The sequence below is a fragment of the Conexibacter woesei DSM 14684 genome (assembly GCF_000025265.1).
In the GTDB taxonomy this organism is placed as follows: domain Bacteria; phylum Actinomycetota; class Thermoleophilia; order Solirubrobacterales; family Solirubrobacteraceae; genus Conexibacter; species Conexibacter woesei.
The window spans coordinates 483,760-498,866 of the sequence record NC_013739.1; the positions used below are offsets into that span (position 1 = coordinate 483,760).

Genomic DNA, 15,107 nt, shown 5'->3' on the forward strand with positions numbered 1-15,107 from the left:
GCGAAGACCGCTACCGTGGTCGGGCGACGCATGAGCCTGGTCGACGCCCTTCCCACCCACCCCAGCGCCGACACGCTCTACGAAGCGTTCACCGACTGGGCGGCGCACGCGGGCCTGAACCTCTACCCGCACCAGGAGGAGGCGGCGATCGAGCTGTTCAGCGACAACAACGTCGTGCTCGCCACACCGACCGGCTCGGGCAAGTCGATGGTCGCGATCGCGGCGCACTTCGCCGCGCTGGCCGAGAACCGCGTCACGTTCTACACGGCGCCGATCAAGGCGCTCGTGTCGGAGAAGTTCTTCGCGCTGTGCGAGACGTTCGGCGCCGAGAACGTCGGGATGCTGACCGGCGACGCGTCGGTCAATGCGAACGCGCCGATCATCTGCTGCACCGCGGAGGTGCTGGCGAACATCGCGCTGCGGGAGGGCTCCGGCGCGGACGTCGGGCAGGTCGTGATGGACGAGTTCCACTACTACGCCGACGGCCAGCGCGGCTGGGCGTGGCAGGTGCCGCTGCTGTGCCTGCCCCAAGCGCAGTTCCTGCTGATGTCGGCGACGCTCGGCGACGTCAGCGCGATCGCCACCGACCTGACGCGCCGGACCGGGCGCGAGACGGCGCTGATCGACGACGCCGAGCGGCCGGTCCCGCTCACCTACGCGTGGTCGGTCGAGCCGCTGCACGAGCTGCTGGAGGAGCTGGTCGCGGTCGACCGCGCGCCGATCTACGTCGTCCACTTCACGCAGGCCTCCGCGATGGAGCGCGCCCAGTCGCTGCTGTCGGCGAAGCTCTGCACGCGCGAGGAGCGCGACGCGATCGCCGAGGCGATCGGCGCCTTCCGCTTCACGGCCGGCTTCGGCCGCACGCTCTCCAAGCTGGTCCGCGGCGGTGTCGGCGTCCACCACGCCGGGATGCTGCCGCGCTACCGGCGGCTGGTCGAGCAGCTCGCGCAGACCGGGCTGCTGAAGGTGATCTGCGGCACCGACACGCTCGGCGTCGGCATCAACGTGCCGATCCGCACCGTCGTCTTCACGGCGCTGGCGAAGTACGACGGCGCGCGGCACCGGCTGCTGAAGGCGCGCGAGTTCCACCAGATCGCGGGGCGCGCCGGGCGGGCCGGGTTCGACACCTCCGGCTACGTCGTGGTGCAGGCGCCCGAGCACGTGATCGAGCGCACGCGCGCGCTCGCGAAGGCCGGCGACGACCCGAAGAAGCGCCGCAAGGTCCAGGTCAAGAAGGCGCCGGAAGGCGCCGTCAGCTGGACCGAGGAGACGTACGAGCGGCTGAAGGGCGCGGTCCCCGAGGCGCTCGTGTCGCGGATGCGGGTCGACCACGCGATGATCCTCAACGTCGTCAACCAGCCGGCCGACCCGGTCGCGGCGATGCGGGCGCTGATGGAGGACAACCACGAGGACGAGCGCGGCCGCCTGCGGCTCTCCGAGCAGGCCCGCGCGCTCGGTGACGAGCTGGTCGACGCCGGCGTCCTGGAGTGGCTGCCGGAGCCCGACCCGGACGGCCGCACGCTGCGACTCGCGGTCGAGCTGCAGGAGAACTTCGCGCTCAACCAGCCGCTCGCGTCGTTCGCGCTCGTCGCGTTCGAGCTGCTCAACCCGGAGGCCGAGACCTACGCGCTCGACGTGCTGTCGGTCGTCGAGGCGATCCTCGACGACCCCTTCCCGGTGTTGATGGCGCAGGCGAACAAGGAGCGCGGCGAGGCCGTCGCCGAGATGAAGGAGCAGGGGATCGAGTACGAGGAGCGGATGGAGCTGCTCGAACAGGTCACCTACCCGAAGCCGCTCGCCGAGCCGCTGGAGGACGCGCTGCGGACGTTCCGTGAGACGCACCCGTGGGTGCGCGAGTCCGACCTGTCGCCGAAGTCGGTCGTGCGCGACATGCACGAGTGGGGGCGGACCTTCACCGAGTTCGTCTCGCACTACGGCCTGGCGCGCTCGGAGGGGGTCGTGCTGCGCTACCTCAGCAGCGCATACCGCGCGCTGCGCCAGACGGTCCCCGAGCAGGTCCGGACCGAGGAGCTGGCCGAGATCATCGAGTGGCTCGGCGAGACGATCCGGCAGACCGACTCGAGCCTGCTGGACGAGTGGGAGGCACTGACCGACCCGGAGTCGGTCGCGCGCGCGTCCGCCGACCTGGCGGCCGGGAAGCCGCCGCCGCCGGCCCGGCCGATCACCGCCAACACGCGCGCGTTCACGAAGATGGTCCGCAACGCGATGTTCCAGAAGGTCCGCCTGGCGTCACAGGACCGTGCTGAGGAGCTGGCGCAGCTCGACGCCGCCGGGGCCGCGCTGACCGACCCGCCCGGGAAGATCGCGATGCGGCTGGCCGCCTGGGAGGACGCGCTCGACGCCTACTGGGCGGAGTACGACGAGATCGGCTCAGGGCCGCGGGCGCGCTCGCCGGAGCTGCTGCTGATCGACCGCGAGCCGCCCGGCGGCGGCCGCCGCTGGAGCGTACGCCAGATCGTCGAGGACCCCGACGACAACCGCGACGTCGCGATCGTCGCGGAGGTCGACCTCGACGCCTCCGACCACGCCGGCGAGCCGGTGATCCGGACGCTGTCGTTCGGACAGTCCTAGCGCAGGAACCGCTGTACGAGCCGGGCGAAGCGGACTCGCTCGCCGAACAGGAAGGCGTGCGCGCCGGGCAGCAGCGCCAGCCGCGCGTGCGGTACGAGGCGGGCGATCCGCCGGGCGTTCGCCGGCGGCGTGACGGTGTCCTCGCGCCCGCCGGTCACGAGCAGCGGCAGGCGCAGGCGGCGCAGCGCGCGGGCGTTGGCGTTCGAGCGCAGCCACGGGTGCTCCGCGGCGACCTGTCTGCGGACGGTCGTGGCCGGTACGCGGAAGTCGTCGGGGATCGTCCCGCGGTCGCTCGCGCGCTCGAGCCGGGCGAGGAAGGCGCGGCCCTCCGCCTGCCCGGCGCGGGTGCGCGGGTAGAGGACGCGGAGCACGTCGGCGTCGGACGGGTCGGGGTCGCTGTCGATCCGCTGGTCGGCGGGCGGCCCGAGCACCGCGCGGTCGCCGCCGGGGTTGGTGCCCGCGAGCACGAGCCGGCGGACCGAGCGCGGGTGGCGGATCGCGAGCTGCTGGGCGACGAAGCCGCCCATCGACCAGCCGAGCACGTCGGCGCGCGCGACGCCGAGCACGCGCAGCAGCCTGGCGGTCGTGTCGGCCATCCCGGCGAACGACGTGCGCCCGCCGCGCCGTGACGACGAGCGGCCGACGCCGGGGTAGTCGAACATGATCAGGCGGCGGTCGCGGGCGAGCAGCGCCAGCAGCGCGGGGTCCCACTCGGACATCGTCGAGCCCGTCCCGATCGCCATCAGCAGCGGCGGCCCGCTGCCGCGCTCGTACCATGCGATCCGCTCCCCGCGGACCTCCGCGTGCTGCACCTCGGCGTGGAACGGCGCGGCGGCGACTGCGGTCGGAGCGCACGCGCCCGTGACCGCTGCCACCGCCCCGATCGCGACGACGCGCCCGCGCATCTCGACGAGCGCGGTGCGGGAACGGTGGCTCGCTGCGCTCATCGGCCTCGAAGAGTAGTCCTCCCCTGGCGTCGCGAAAGACCGTCAGGTGCGCGGGTGCCGTCATCGGGAGAATGTCCTGATCGAGGTGGGCTCGTTCGTCCTATTGATGAGTCGGGCAGAACGGGCCCGAACCGAGACCGAGAGGACTGACATGGCGCAGTATCTGGCACTCACCTACACCGCCGACGTCGACTGGTGGGCACCCGAGCAGGCGGAGGAGCTGGCCGAGTACCGGCAGTTCGGCGTCGATCATGCCGACAGCATCGTCGCGAGCGCCGTGCTGCACCCGACCGGCACCGCCACGGTGGTGCGGGTGACGGGCGCGCGCGGCGGAGACGTCGTCACGGCGGACGGGCCGTATGCCGAGACGAAGGAGGCGCTGACCGGCTACTACCTGCTCGAAGCGGAGGATCTCGACGCCGCCGTCGCGATCGCCGCACAGCTTCCCGCCGCCTGGAACGGGGCGGTCGAGGTGCGGCCGGTGATCCTCGCGAAGTGATCCCCGCGGCCGAGCCCCGCGATGAGCTGGCCGACACCGTCCGGGTCGAGGGTGCGCGCATCCTCGCCACCCTCGTCCGGACGGTCGGCAGCCTGCAGGTGGCCGAGGACGCCGTGCAGGAGGCGGTCGTGGCCGCCCTGCGGTCCTGGCCGCGCACGGGCGTGCCGGCCGAGCCGCGGGCCTGGCTCACGGTCACGGCGCGGAACCGGGCGATCGACATCCTGCGCCGCGAGCGCGCCCGCGCGGGCAAGGAGCGGGAGGCGACGGAGCTGGCGAGACTGCGCACCCCCGAGCTGCCGCCGGAGAGCGTCGTGCGCGACGACCAGCTGCGGCTGATCTTCACCTGCTGCCACCCGACCCTGTCGCCGGAGGCGCGGGTGGCGCTGGCGCTGCGCACGCTGTGCGGGCTGTCGCCCGCGCAGATCGCCGCGGTGCTGCTGAGCAGCGAGGCGGCGATCGCCAAGCGCCTGACGCGCACGCGGGGGAAGATCGCGGCGGCGAGGATCCCGTACCGGGTGCCGTCCGACGAGGAGCTGCCCGGCCGCCTCGCCGCCGTCTGCGGCGTCGTGCACGCCCTCTACACGGCCGGCCACGCTCCGCTGGAGGGCGAGGCGGCGGTCGACGTCGACGGCTGCACGGAAGCGCTGCGGCTGGCCCGGCTGCTGCACGACCTGCTGCCGGACGAGGCGATGCCGGCCGCGGTGCTGGCGCTGCTGCTGCTGACCGACTCCCGCCGCCCGGCGCGGGTCGACGACGCCGGCGAGGTCGTGCTGCTGGCCGACCAGGACCGCGCGCGCTGGGACGCGGCGGCGATCGCGGAGGGTTGCGCGCTGCTGGACGCGTCGCTGCGCCGCACGGGCGGCGTCGCGGACCCGTACCAGCTGCAGGCGGCGATCGCCGCCGAGCACGCGCGTGCGCCGGCGTACGCGCAGACCGACTGGCTCGAGATCGTCCGCCTCTACGACCTGCTGCTGTCGGTCGCGCCGAGCGCGCCGGCGGCGCTGAGCCGCGCCGTCGCGGTCGCCGAGGCGAGCGGCACCGCCGCGGCACTCGCCGCGCTGGATGCGATCGAGCCGAGCCCGCGGTGGCACGCGGTTCGTGCCGAGCTGCTCGCCTGCGAGGGCCGCTACGCCGAGGCGGTGGCGGAGATCACGACGTCGCTGACCGAGACGGTGACGGCGCCGGAGCGCCGCCACCGGGAACGGCGCCGCGCGATCTGGGCCGCCCGCGTGCGCTAGCCGATCGCCGCTGCGGCGGCCTACGCCTTGCGCACCTCGATCAGCACGCGCGTCGAGTGGGCCACGAACGAGCCGTCGGCCTCGATCCGCTGGTGCAGCGCCAGCAGCCGGTCGCGGTAGCGCTCGACGCTGAAGCCCGGAACCCACCAGATCAGCTTGCGCAGCAGGTAGACGGCGGCGCCGACGTCGAACAGCTCGATCGGCAGCCGCTCGACGCGCTGGTCGACAACGCGCAGGCCGGCGGCCTCGGCGGCCTCCCGCTCGTCGTCGGGGTTGCGCGCGCGGCGCGCCTGCGGCTGCGGCCCGAGGAAGTGCTCGATCAGCTCGAACCCGCTCGCCGGTCCCACGTGCTGGGCGAGGTACGCGCCACCGGGCCGCAGCACCCGCGCGATCTCCGACCACCAGATCGTCGCCGGATGGCGGCTGACGACGAGGTCGAACGCCGCGTCGGCGAACGGCAGCGGCGGCTCGTCCGGGTCGGCGACCACGACCGCGCCGCGCGGGTGCAGCAGCGCGCTCGCCTTCGCGACGTTCGGCGGCCACGACTCCGTCGCCGCCATCGTCGCCGGCAACTGCTCGACGCCGGCGAGCACCTCGCCGCCGCCGGTCTGGACGTCGAGCGCGGCGGCGACCTGCGGCAGGCGCTGCGAGATCAGGCGCTGGTAGCCCCACGACGGCCGCGCCTCCGTCGCACGGCCGTCGAGCCACGAGAAGTCCCAGCCCTCGACCGGGGCCGCCTCGCCTTCCGCGACCAGCTGCTCGAACGTTCCGTCTGCCATGCGGCACAGATATCACGGCTGGAGGCACGGGTGCGGTCCCGGTCAGTCGTAATGTCGCCGCGCCTGCCGGCAGAGAGAGAAGGTGAATCCACTCAGGAAGGTTGCAGACAGCGCGGCACTGGCCGCGGCGCTGACCGGCGCGCTCGGCGCTGCGGTCGCGCTCGGCGCCGCGCTCGCGCCGCCGGCAGCCGCGATCGTCGGCGGTGAGCGCGTCGCAAGCAGAGACGCGCCGTGGGCGGTCTCGCTGCTCGTCCAGGCGGGCCGCGAAGCGCGGTGGCATCACCGCTGCAGCGCGACGGTGATCGCTCCGCGGCGGGTGGTGACGGCACGCCACTGCGTCGAGCACCAGGACGCCTGGCGCGCGCGGGCGATGGTCGGCAGCGACGACCCGGAGCGCAGACCGGGGCGGACCGTCGCCGTCTCGCGCATCTGGGTCTCCGCGCTGCTGGACTGGGACGACCCGGGCGTGATCGAGCGCGAGGGCGACGTCGCGGTGATCGAGACCGCGAGCGACATCCCGGCGCCGGCGCTGCCGCTCGCGGCGCCCGGCACGACGATCGCCGGCGGCGAGACCGTCTGGCCGTACGGCTTCGGGCGCATCGACCGGGAGGGGCGCCCGACGAGCGAGCCGGCGCTGCTGCGTCGCGCCGTGATGCGCGGCCACACCGAGGCCGAGTGCGCGGAGTCGGACTTCGGCGACCAGTCGTCGCTGCTGTGCGCGAGCCGCGCCGAGGGCGCCGGCGGCGGCACCGTCGCGCCCGGCGACTCCGGCGGCGGGCTCGTGCACCAGGGCGCGAGCGGCCCGGAGCTGCTCGGGGTCACGTCGGTCGCCTCGCGCGGCGAGCTGCGCGACGAGATCTCCGGCTTCGTCTCGATCCCGCTCACGCACGCGTTCGTCACGGACCCGGCACGCGGCGTCGAGCTGCCGCGGCCGCTGGCGAGATCGACCCTGAAGGGGCGCGCCCGCGTCGGCGAGCGGGTCCGCTGCATGGCGCGGTTCGCACCCGTCGTCACGCGGGTGCGGACCCGCTGGACGGTGACCGGGAAAGGCGCCCGAGCGCTCCGGTACACGAGCGGCGCGAAAGGGCTGCGGCTGCCCGCCGCGACCCTCGGGCGCACGCTCACGTGCTACGTCGTCGGCGAGCTGCGCTTCGAGGAGTACGGCGCCGCGGCCGATCCATCCAGACCTGTCGAGGTGAAGAGATGACCGTCACACCGTTGCGCAGGACGGCACGGCGCGGCACGGCGGCCGTTGCGGCGCTCGTCGTCGCTGCCGGCGCCGTCGCGGCTGCTCCGGCGGCGGCCGCGCCGCTGAGCTTCTCGTCGTGCGAGGAGAAGCAGCAGCAGGGCTGGGAGTGCGCGACGCTCGTCGCGCCGCTCGACCACAGCGGCGCCGTGCCGGGGACCGTCAGCCTGCGTGTGCAGCGGCTCGCGCATGACGGCCCGCCGCACGCGAAGGCGCTCGTGAACATAGAGGGAGGGCCCGGCGCGTCGACGACCGGGCGCTCGGCGCAGACGCGCCAGCTGCTCGGCGACGTGACGGCGCGCAACGGCTACGACCTCGTGCTGCTCGACACGCGCGCGACCGGGGGGAGCACGCCGCGCGCGATCGCGTTGGGGACCTCGCGGCACTACTCGACGGCGGACACGGTGCGCGATCTCGAGCTGGTGCGACAGGGGCTCGGTGTCGAGAGACTCGCGCTGATGGGCACGTCGTACAGCACGCTCTACGCGGCCGAGTTCGCTCGCACCCTGCCGGACCGCACCGACCGGGTGATCCTCGACTCGCCGCTCGGTCCCGGCGGTCCGACGATGTTCGGCGAGCAGACCGTTGCCGGTGTGCTGCCGATGGTGCGCGACGTCTGCCGGACGGCGGGCTGCCCCGGCAGCCCCGCGCGGACCGGCGCCGACCTGCGCGCGATGGTGCGCCGGGAGGAGAGAGGCCTCTTCTGGGTGCCGCACCACTCGTGGATGCCGCCGCCGAGAGGGAAGAAGGCGCCGGAGCTCATAAGAGCCAACTTCGGCATCAACCGCGGCGCCGTGCTGCGGATGTTCACGTCGGCGGATACGCAGACGGCGCTGTTCGCGCTGCTGCCGAGCGCGATGCGAGACGCCGTGCGCGGCGACTGGCGGGCGTTCGCGGCTGCGACCGGCGTCGACAAGACGGCGCGCTTCGAGGACCTCGACATCAACGACGACATCAACCGCATCACGCGCTGCCTGGACCTCCGTGTCCCGTGGCCGTTCGAGACGCCGGCCGCGCAGCGCGACGAGTTGCTGAAGAGAGCGCGCGAGGCCGTCCCGACGGGGCCGCTCGCGCCGTTCGGCGCGCGGATGCTCGTCGGCGGGCCGGGCGAGGACTGCGCCGCATTCGGCCTGTCGGGGCTGCCGACCGCGATCAGGGGCGGCGCGATCCCGGCCGTGCCGGGCGTGATCCTGCAAGGTGCGTGGGACCTCCGCACCCCGCCCTCCGAAGGACGCGCGCTCGCGCAGGCGTGGCCGACGGGGACGCTCGTGGTCGCGAGCGGCACCGGTCACGGCGTGCTGCGCGCGGCGACCGCGTGCGCGACGGAGGCGGTCGATGCGCTGCTGGCCGGCAAGTCGGTCGACGGCGCGGCGTGCGCCGGCACGGAGCCCGTCGCCCAGCCGCTGCCGGTCACGAGCAACCCGGCCGATCTGAGACCGCTGCGCCCCGCGCCGAGAGCGGTCGCCAGAACGGCCGCCGCGGTGCTCGCGACGCTGCGTCACGCGGAGCTGCTGATCGCCGTCGGCACGCCGCACGGCGGGACGACGTACGTCGGCGGCATCCGCACCGGCTCGGCGCACGCGACCCGCAGGCCGCCGTCGATCGCGACGACGATCGCACTCGACGAGTACGGCGTGCTGCCGGGCGTCCAGCTCGACGGCGCGATCAGGGTCGGGCAGGGCGGCAGCTACCGCGTCGACGTGGCCGTCGGTGGCAGACACAGCGGCAGGGTGACGATCCGGGGCGGGCGCCTGACCGGCACGATCGACGGCAGAGCGCTCGCCGTGCGCCTGCCGGACCAGCTCGGAAAGCCGGCGGTGACGCGCTACGGCTGACGCGCTGCGAGAACGGGACGAACGGACGACGCGGGCACGGTCCCGTACACGCCGGGAGCAGGGTTCCGCGGCGACGACGAGCGGCGCTTCCGCGGCAACGACGGCAGAGCCGACTCCGACGAGGCGACCGTCCGCGTCACGACCGGGAACGACGCGCCCGTTTGCGAGGCGGGCCGCGAGCCGCCGCGCACGCGCCCCGGCCGCAGCGTCGAGCTGCGGCTCCGCTGCACGGACGCGGACGGCGACCCGCTCGCGATCGAGGTCGTCGAGCGGCCGCGCGAGGGCGCGCTCGACGGGCTCAGATACACCGCGCGCGCCGGCTGGACCGGGGTCGACACGATGCGCGTGCGGGCGCACGACGGCTGGGACGGGTCGGTGCCGGTCGAGCTGCGCGTCACCGTCGCGGACGAGCCGCCGGTGTGCGAGAGCGCGACGACGGCGCCGATCGGCGTGCGCGCCGGCGGGACGGCGGAGCGGTCCCTGAACTGCTCCGACCCCGACGGCGGAGCGGTGACCGTGACGCTCGCGCAGCAGACGCGCAAGTGGGGCAGCGCGACGCTGGCCGACGGGGGCTCACGATAAACACCGGGGCGAGAATAAGCTGGTGAACGGATAGTCGAGCAGCGGCGCCCCGGCACCGTCCGGTGGCGCCGCCGCGGTCCCTCCTCCAACGACCCCGCGCACGAGAATGTCCTGATCGCGGTGGGCTCGTTCGTCCTATTGACGAGTCGGCCGCCCGGATGTGAGCGCCGCGGCCGACGCCCGCGGACTCAGTTCGGGACGGCGCGGAAGGCGACGAGCGCGTCGCGGTCGTAGAGGGCGTTGCCTGGCACGCCTTGCAGATTTCCTCTGACGCCGATCGAGAGCTGGCTCGACGGCGGCACCGCGATCGTCGTCGCGCCCGAGTCGCATCTCAGACCCGGTGTCGTGATCTCGCAGCTGAGTGCGGTGTCGGCTCCGTCGACGCGCAGCGTGATCGTCGCGGTGCCGGGGAAGCCGCAGCCGGCGGGGCCCTGGGCGTCGGCGCAGGGGGTGTACGTGAGCACGACCGCGAGGTCGCTCGCCGTCGTCGCGACGGCGGGCGAGAGGGTCCTCAGCGCGTTGTCGGCCGCGGCGGCCGTCGAGATCCCGAGCGGCGCGCCATAGAAGCTCGAGGCGCCCGGTCCGTCGCGCGCCACGCTCCGGACCCGCCCGCTCGCGAGCATGGCGCCGGGACCGGTCGCGCCGACCGCGCCCGTCGGGCCGGCCGGTCCGGCGATGCCGTCCCCGCCGGCCGGCCCGCGTTCGCCGGTCGCACCGCGCTCGCCGGTCTCGCCGCGTCCGCCGGTCTCACCCCGGGCACCGGCCGCGCCGGTCTCACCCCGCGAGCCGGTCGCCCCGGTCGTCCCGCGCGCCCCGGTCGCGCCCCCCGTGCCTCTCAGCGTCCGCCGTGCGGCGGCGGAGAGCTTCCGCGCCGGCACCGTCCCATCGGCGAGCTTCGCGCCCGTGACCGATCTGTTCACGATGTCGCGACCGTCGATCTTGATTGCGGCGTAGCCGGTGCCGCCGAGCGCGACGAACAGCGCCGCGAAGGCGACCAGCAGTGCGGGGGACGGGCGGCGGAGCGAACGTCTCATCCGATTCCTTTGGTCGTGGGGCCGTCGACCGTATGCCGGCGGCGCCCGATCGGGAAGACTCGCAGCATGAGCTACGACGTCAGCGGAGTTCCCGGCGCGCAGCCGGTCGAAGGGGTGGCGGCACGGGCGTTGTTCGGCCGCGTGATGGGTCTCGTCGCGATCACGTGCGGCTTCGCCGCGCTCGGCGCCTGGGCCGGTCGCGACCTGACCGGGCTGTGGTGGCTGCTGCCGTGGGTCGGCGCGATCGTCTGCGTCGTCGGCCTGAACGTCGCCGCGCGGCGGGCGCCCGCGCTCGCGGTCGTGCTGCTGTTCGGCCTCGGCTTCCTGCTCGGCCTGGCGGTCGGGGTGACGGTCGTCTGGTACGCCGAGAACGAACCGACCGTCGTCTGGCAGGCGGCGGGCGCGACCGGCCTGACCGTCGCCGCGATGGGCACCTGGGGCTACGCGACGCGGCGTGACCTGTCGTACCTCTACCGGACGCTCTTCTGGTGCCTGCTCGCGCTGATCGCGTTCGGCTTCGTGATAGTCCTCTTCGGCATCGAGGGCGCGAGCACGATATACGCGCTCGGCGGCATCGCGATCTTCGCCGGCTACACGCTCGTCGACTTCAACCGTCTGCGCCGCGCCGGCAAGGACGAGGCGGTCCCGCTCGCGGCCGGGATCTTCCTCGACGTCTTCAACCTCTTCCTCTTCTTCCTCCAGCTGTTCGGCGGCAGTCGCAACTGACGTTTCACTCGTTGAGACGGCCTGTTTCCTGGATTGACAGGCCGCTTTCCCTTTGGGAGAGTGAATCCAGTAGTGAGATCCGTGTTTCATTCAATGAAATAGCGTGATCTCTGTTCCATTTACTGGAATGAGCGCGGTCGGGAGAGAGCCGCGTTCGCGACAAGGGAGAGAAGCGATGCCGGCGATACGCGCAGGCGTACGCATCGCGCTGCCCGCACTTGCGGCAGCGGTCGTGGTCGTCCCGTCCGCGGAGGCGGCCACGCCGCGCTGCGGGCCGCCGGGCGGCGCAGGGAGGACCGTCGAGGTCCGCATCGAGCCCGCATCCGCGGCGCTCGGCGCGACAGTCGAGGCACGCTGTCCGGGCAGGCGCGGCGCGTCGCTGGCCAGCGGCAGGGTGACGCTCGGTGCCGACGGGCGCCCGGCGCCCGTGCGGCTGCGCGTCGGCGGCGCACGCGTCGTGTCCGTGAGAGCGAGCCTCGCGCACGGCTTCGGCGTCATGTCGCGGCGCGCGGTGCGCAGCGACGGCCGTCGCGCCGTCGTGCTGAAGCCGCGCCGCAGCGGCGCGTGGCTGACGCTCGTCCAGAACGGCACGGCGCACGCCGTCGTCACGACCCCGAGCGGCGCGCCCGACCGCGTCACGAGAGCCGCCGACCGGCTCGTCGACTATGTCAGACGCTCGACCGGCGTCGAGCTGCCGCGCCGCGCGCCGCTGGCGGGTGAGATCGAGATCCACGTCGGCGGCAGACCGAACGGGCTCGCCGGCCTCGACGGCGACGGTTTCGTGATCGACGCCGCCGCGACCGCTGACCGGATCGACGTCGCCGGTCCGACCGACTGGGGCACGCAGATCGGCGTCGACGAGTTCCTCGAGCGCTACGTCGGCGTGCGCTGGCTGATGCCGGGCGCCGACGGCGAGGACGTGCCGCAGCTGCAGACGCTCGCGGTGCCCGAGGAGGTCCGCAGCGACGAGCCGGCCAACATGACGCGCCAGTTGAGTGGCCTTCCCGGCACCGTCCAGCTCGAGTGGGCGGAGCGCAACCGCATGCACTGGCGGACCAGATTCCACCACGGCCTCTACAACGTCGTGCCGCCGAGACAGTACTTCGCCAAGAACCCCGAGTTCTTCCCGGAGAGAAGAGAGCCGGTCGGCACGACGAGATGGCAGCCGTGCTTCACGGAGCCGGGGACGGTGACGGCGGCGATCAGAGAGATCGATGCGTACTTCGACGCGAACCCCGCCGAGGAGTCGTTCTCGCTCGGCGTCAACGACTCGAGCGGCTACTGCGAGACCAACAGAGATGACTCGCACTACGTCGCGACCAGAACCAACTCGCTCGGCCGCGCGCACATGTCCGAGATCTACTTCAGATGGGTCAACGAGGTCGTCGAGGGCGTGCTGAGAGAGCATCCGGACAAGTGGTTCGGCCTGCTCGGCTACAGCGAGGTCAACGACCCGCCGGAGTTCCAGATCAACCCGCGCGTGGTCGTCTTCGTGACCGAGGACCGCATGGGCTGGATCCACCCGAGCATCGAGAGACAGGGACATGACCAGCTGGCCGGCTGGAACGCGGTCGCCAGACAGGTCGGCTTCTACGACTACATCTACGGCGCGCCGTACGCGGTCCCGCGCTTCTACCCGCATCGGATGGCGCAGACGTACAGATACGCCGCCGCCAACGGCGTCACGTCGCAGTACGCGGAGAACTACGCCAACTGGGGCGAGGGGCCGAAGACGTGGCTCGCGCTGCGCCTCTCGTGGGATCCGCAGGCCGACGTCGACGTGCTGCTGAGAGAGTGGTTTGAGCGCGCGGTCGGTCCGGACGCGGCGCCGGCGCTGGCGAGCTACTACGACCACTGGGAGAGATTCTGGACCGAGCGGATCCCCAGCTCGGCGTGGTTCGCGATCCACCTCAAGCCAAGACGGCTGCCGTACCTGCCGTTCTTCACGCCGACGTACATGGACCTCGTCACCGAGGACGACCTCGTGCAGAGCCGCCAGTGGTTGGAGGATGCCGTGAGACTGGCGCAGACGCCGGCGCAGAGAGCGCGCGCCGGTCAGCTGCTGCGGGCGTTCGAGTACTACGAGGCGTCGGGCCGGGCGTACGGCAAGAGCGAGCCGGCGGGCGAGCCGGCCGACGATGCCGCCGCGCTGAGACTGCTGAGCGACGTCGAGCGGCGATTCACCAGCGCGAGAGCCGCGCTCGACCTGTTCCAGCAGTTCTCCACCGACCCCGTGCTGCTGCACCCGACGCAGATGTCGCCGACGCGCGGCGGCTTCCTCGGCTCACCGAACCTGCCGGACGGCGCGTCGGCGGCGCTGGTCGACTGGCTCGTCGGCGACACGACGCAGAGCGGCGCGACGTGGCTGCGGCTGAGAACGCTCGCGGCCGATCCGCAGGCGTCGCCGCTGCGCTCGTTCGCGCGGCTGCTGATCGCCGACGCGGAGGGCAGAGGATCGCTGCTCGTCAACGCCGGTTTCGAGACGGGCACGACGCCGTGGTCGCTGTGGCGGGCGACGACGGTCGGAACGCTCGCGCGCAACGCCGCGGCGGCGCGGACCGGCACGGCCGGCCTGCGCGCGACCGGCCTCGAGCGCGGCGGGCCGACGCAGATCGTGCCGGTGTCGAGAGGCGTCTACGGCGCGGTCGCGCGCTTCCGCGTCCCGGCCGGCGCGAGCGCCGGCGGCGTGCAGTTGACGGTCAACGCGATGACCGCGGACGGCAGATCGCTCGGTCAGATCGCCGCCGGCCCGATCCGCAGCGTCGCGACGATCAGCGGCCGTTGGGTCGGCACGGAGGTGTTCGTGAACGTGCCGGAGACCGTCGGCGGCACGGCGGTCGCGAGAATCCAGCTCGTCGCGGTCGTCGACAACGTCCCGGCGGGCGCGTACGTCGACCTCGACGACGTCGGTCTCTACCGCCTCGGCGACTGAGCGGCGCCGCCGCCCGCGGCACGCGCGGGCGGCGGTACGACCGCCTCGGCGGCGAGGCCGGAGTTGAGCGTCTCGGTCACCATCCGGGCGACAGCCTGGGAGCTGCCGACGCCGGGGAAGAACGTGTCCAGGGTGCCTTCGCGCCAGAGCGCGACGGCACCGTGGACCGTCGACCAGCACGTCAGCGCGAGCGCCGTCTCGGAGTGGTGCCTGCCCCAGCCGGTCGCGCGTGCGGCGACGATCTCGTCGAGCAGCAGTCCGAACGCGCTCGCGCGCGCCTCGGCGAGATCGGGATCGCCGGAATCGAGCAGCTCGGGCCGGAACATCACCGCGAACAGCGCGGGATGCTGCTTGGCGAAGGCCATGTACCCGATGCCGTGGGCGGCGACCCGCTCAGCCGGCGTCGCGTCGGCGGGAACCCGCCTGCGGGCCGCGAGCATCCGTCTCCGGAGCGTGCGGAAGCCGTTCGCGGCAAGCGCGGTGAAGAGCCCGCTGCGGTCGCCGAAGTGGTGGCCCGGCGCCTGATGGGAGACGCCCACGCGGCGGGCGATCGCGCGCAGGCTCACGTCCCCGATGCCGTGCTCGTCGATCTCCTGCTCGGCCGCGCGCAGGAGGTCCTCGCGCAGCGACGTCCTGGGGGCTCTGGCCGGCGCCGTCATCGGATCGACCCTACAAGCTGGCGGCCTGACGACAGCGA

The 15,107-nt window shown here is 73.5% G+C and carries 11 protein-coding genes and 1 pseudogene; 8 read left to right on the forward strand and 4 right to left on the reverse strand.

Features of this window, described 5'->3' with window-relative positions; translation table 11 throughout:
• Window positions 1-30: 30 nt before the first annotated feature.
• Window positions 31-2,592 (forward strand): DEAD/DEAH box helicase, encoded by a 2,562-nt coding sequence (locus CWOE_RS02350; RefSeq protein WP_012931959.1) that lies wholly within the window; start codon window positions 31-33, stop codon window positions 2,590-2,592.
• Here CWOE_RS02350 and CWOE_RS02355 read toward each other — a convergent pair.
• Complete coding sequence (locus tag CWOE_RS02355) at window positions 2,589-3,539, reverse strand: alpha/beta fold hydrolase (protein ID WP_012931960.1); 951 nt, start codon at window positions 3,537-3,539, stop codon at window positions 2,589-2,591. The two genes, CWOE_RS02350 and CWOE_RS02355, sit on opposite strands and share 4 nt — an antisense overlap.
• Window positions 3,540-3,690: 151 nt before the next feature.
• Between CWOE_RS02355 and CWOE_RS02360 the strand changes: the two genes are divergently transcribed.
• Together CWOE_RS02360 and CWOE_RS02365 are read left to right on the forward strand one after the other, a co-directional pair.
• Window positions 3,691-4,038 carry a YciI family protein gene (locus CWOE_RS02360; RefSeq protein WP_012931961.1) on the forward strand — a complete coding sequence of 116 codons (348 nt, stop codon included), beginning with the start codon at window positions 3,691-3,693 and terminating at the stop codon, window positions 4,036-4,038.
• A complete protein-coding gene (locus tag CWOE_RS02365) occupies window positions 4,035-5,276 on the forward strand; it encodes an RNA polymerase sigma factor (protein WP_012931962.1) in 1,242 nt (413 codons plus the stop codon). The genes CWOE_RS02360 and CWOE_RS02365 overlap by 4 nt, the downstream gene beginning before the upstream one ends.
• A 20-nt stretch (window positions 5,277-5,296) precedes the next feature.
• On the opposite strand, the gene CWOE_RS02370 is transcribed toward CWOE_RS02365, so the two are convergent.
• Window positions 5,297-6,055 (reverse strand): class I SAM-dependent methyltransferase, encoded by a 759-nt coding sequence (locus CWOE_RS02370; protein WP_012931963.1) that lies wholly within the window; start codon window positions 6,053-6,055, stop codon window positions 5,297-5,299.
• Between the two features lie 82 nt (window positions 6,056-6,137).
• On the opposite strand from CWOE_RS02370, the gene CWOE_RS02375 reads away from it, so the two are divergent.
• The 3 genes and pseudogenes from CWOE_RS02375 to CWOE_RS34300 form a co-directional block, all read left to right on the forward strand.
• Entirely contained in the window at window positions 6,138-7,262 is a 1,125-nt protein-coding gene (locus tag CWOE_RS02375; RefSeq protein ID WP_012931964.1) for a S1 family peptidase, read from the forward strand.
• Complete coding sequence (locus tag CWOE_RS02380; RefSeq protein WP_012931965.1) at window positions 7,259-9,136, forward strand: alpha/beta fold hydrolase; 1,878 nt, start codon at window positions 7,259-7,261, stop codon at window positions 9,134-9,136. Before CWOE_RS02375 ends, CWOE_RS02380 begins: the two co-directional genes overlap by 4 nt.
• 159 nt (window positions 9,137-9,295) lie before the next feature.
• A pseudogene (locus CWOE_RS34300) lies at window positions 9,296-9,718 on the forward strand (Ig-like domain-containing protein); the annotation flags it as partial.
• A 188-nt stretch (window positions 9,719-9,906) separates the two neighbouring features.
• Here CWOE_RS34300 and CWOE_RS34305 read toward each other — a convergent pair.
• Complete coding sequence (locus tag CWOE_RS34305; RefSeq protein ID WP_012931966.1) at window positions 9,907-10,752, reverse strand: collagen-like triple helix repeat-containing protein; 846 nt, start codon at window positions 10,750-10,752, stop codon at window positions 9,907-9,909.
• A 66-nt stretch (window positions 10,753-10,818) separates the two neighbouring features.
• On the opposite strand from CWOE_RS34305, the gene CWOE_RS02400 reads away from it, so the two are divergent.
• Complete coding sequence (locus CWOE_RS02400; protein WP_012931967.1) at window positions 10,819-11,478, forward strand: Bax inhibitor-1/YccA family protein; 660 nt, start codon at window positions 10,819-10,821, stop codon at window positions 11,476-11,478.
• A gap of 175 nt (window positions 11,479-11,653) precedes the next feature.
• Window positions 11,654-14,410, forward strand: coding sequence for a DUF4838 domain-containing protein (locus CWOE_RS02405; RefSeq protein ID WP_012931968.1), 2,757 nt, complete (start codon window positions 11,654-11,656; stop codon window positions 14,408-14,410).
• Here CWOE_RS02405 and CWOE_RS02410 read toward each other — a convergent pair.
• Window positions 14,392-15,069 (reverse strand): TetR/AcrR family transcriptional regulator, encoded by a 678-nt coding sequence (locus CWOE_RS02410; RefSeq protein WP_012931969.1) that lies wholly within the window; start codon window positions 15,067-15,069, stop codon window positions 14,392-14,394. The two genes, CWOE_RS02405 and CWOE_RS02410, sit on opposite strands and share 19 nt — an antisense overlap.
• Window positions 15,070-15,107 lie beyond the last annotated feature (38 nt).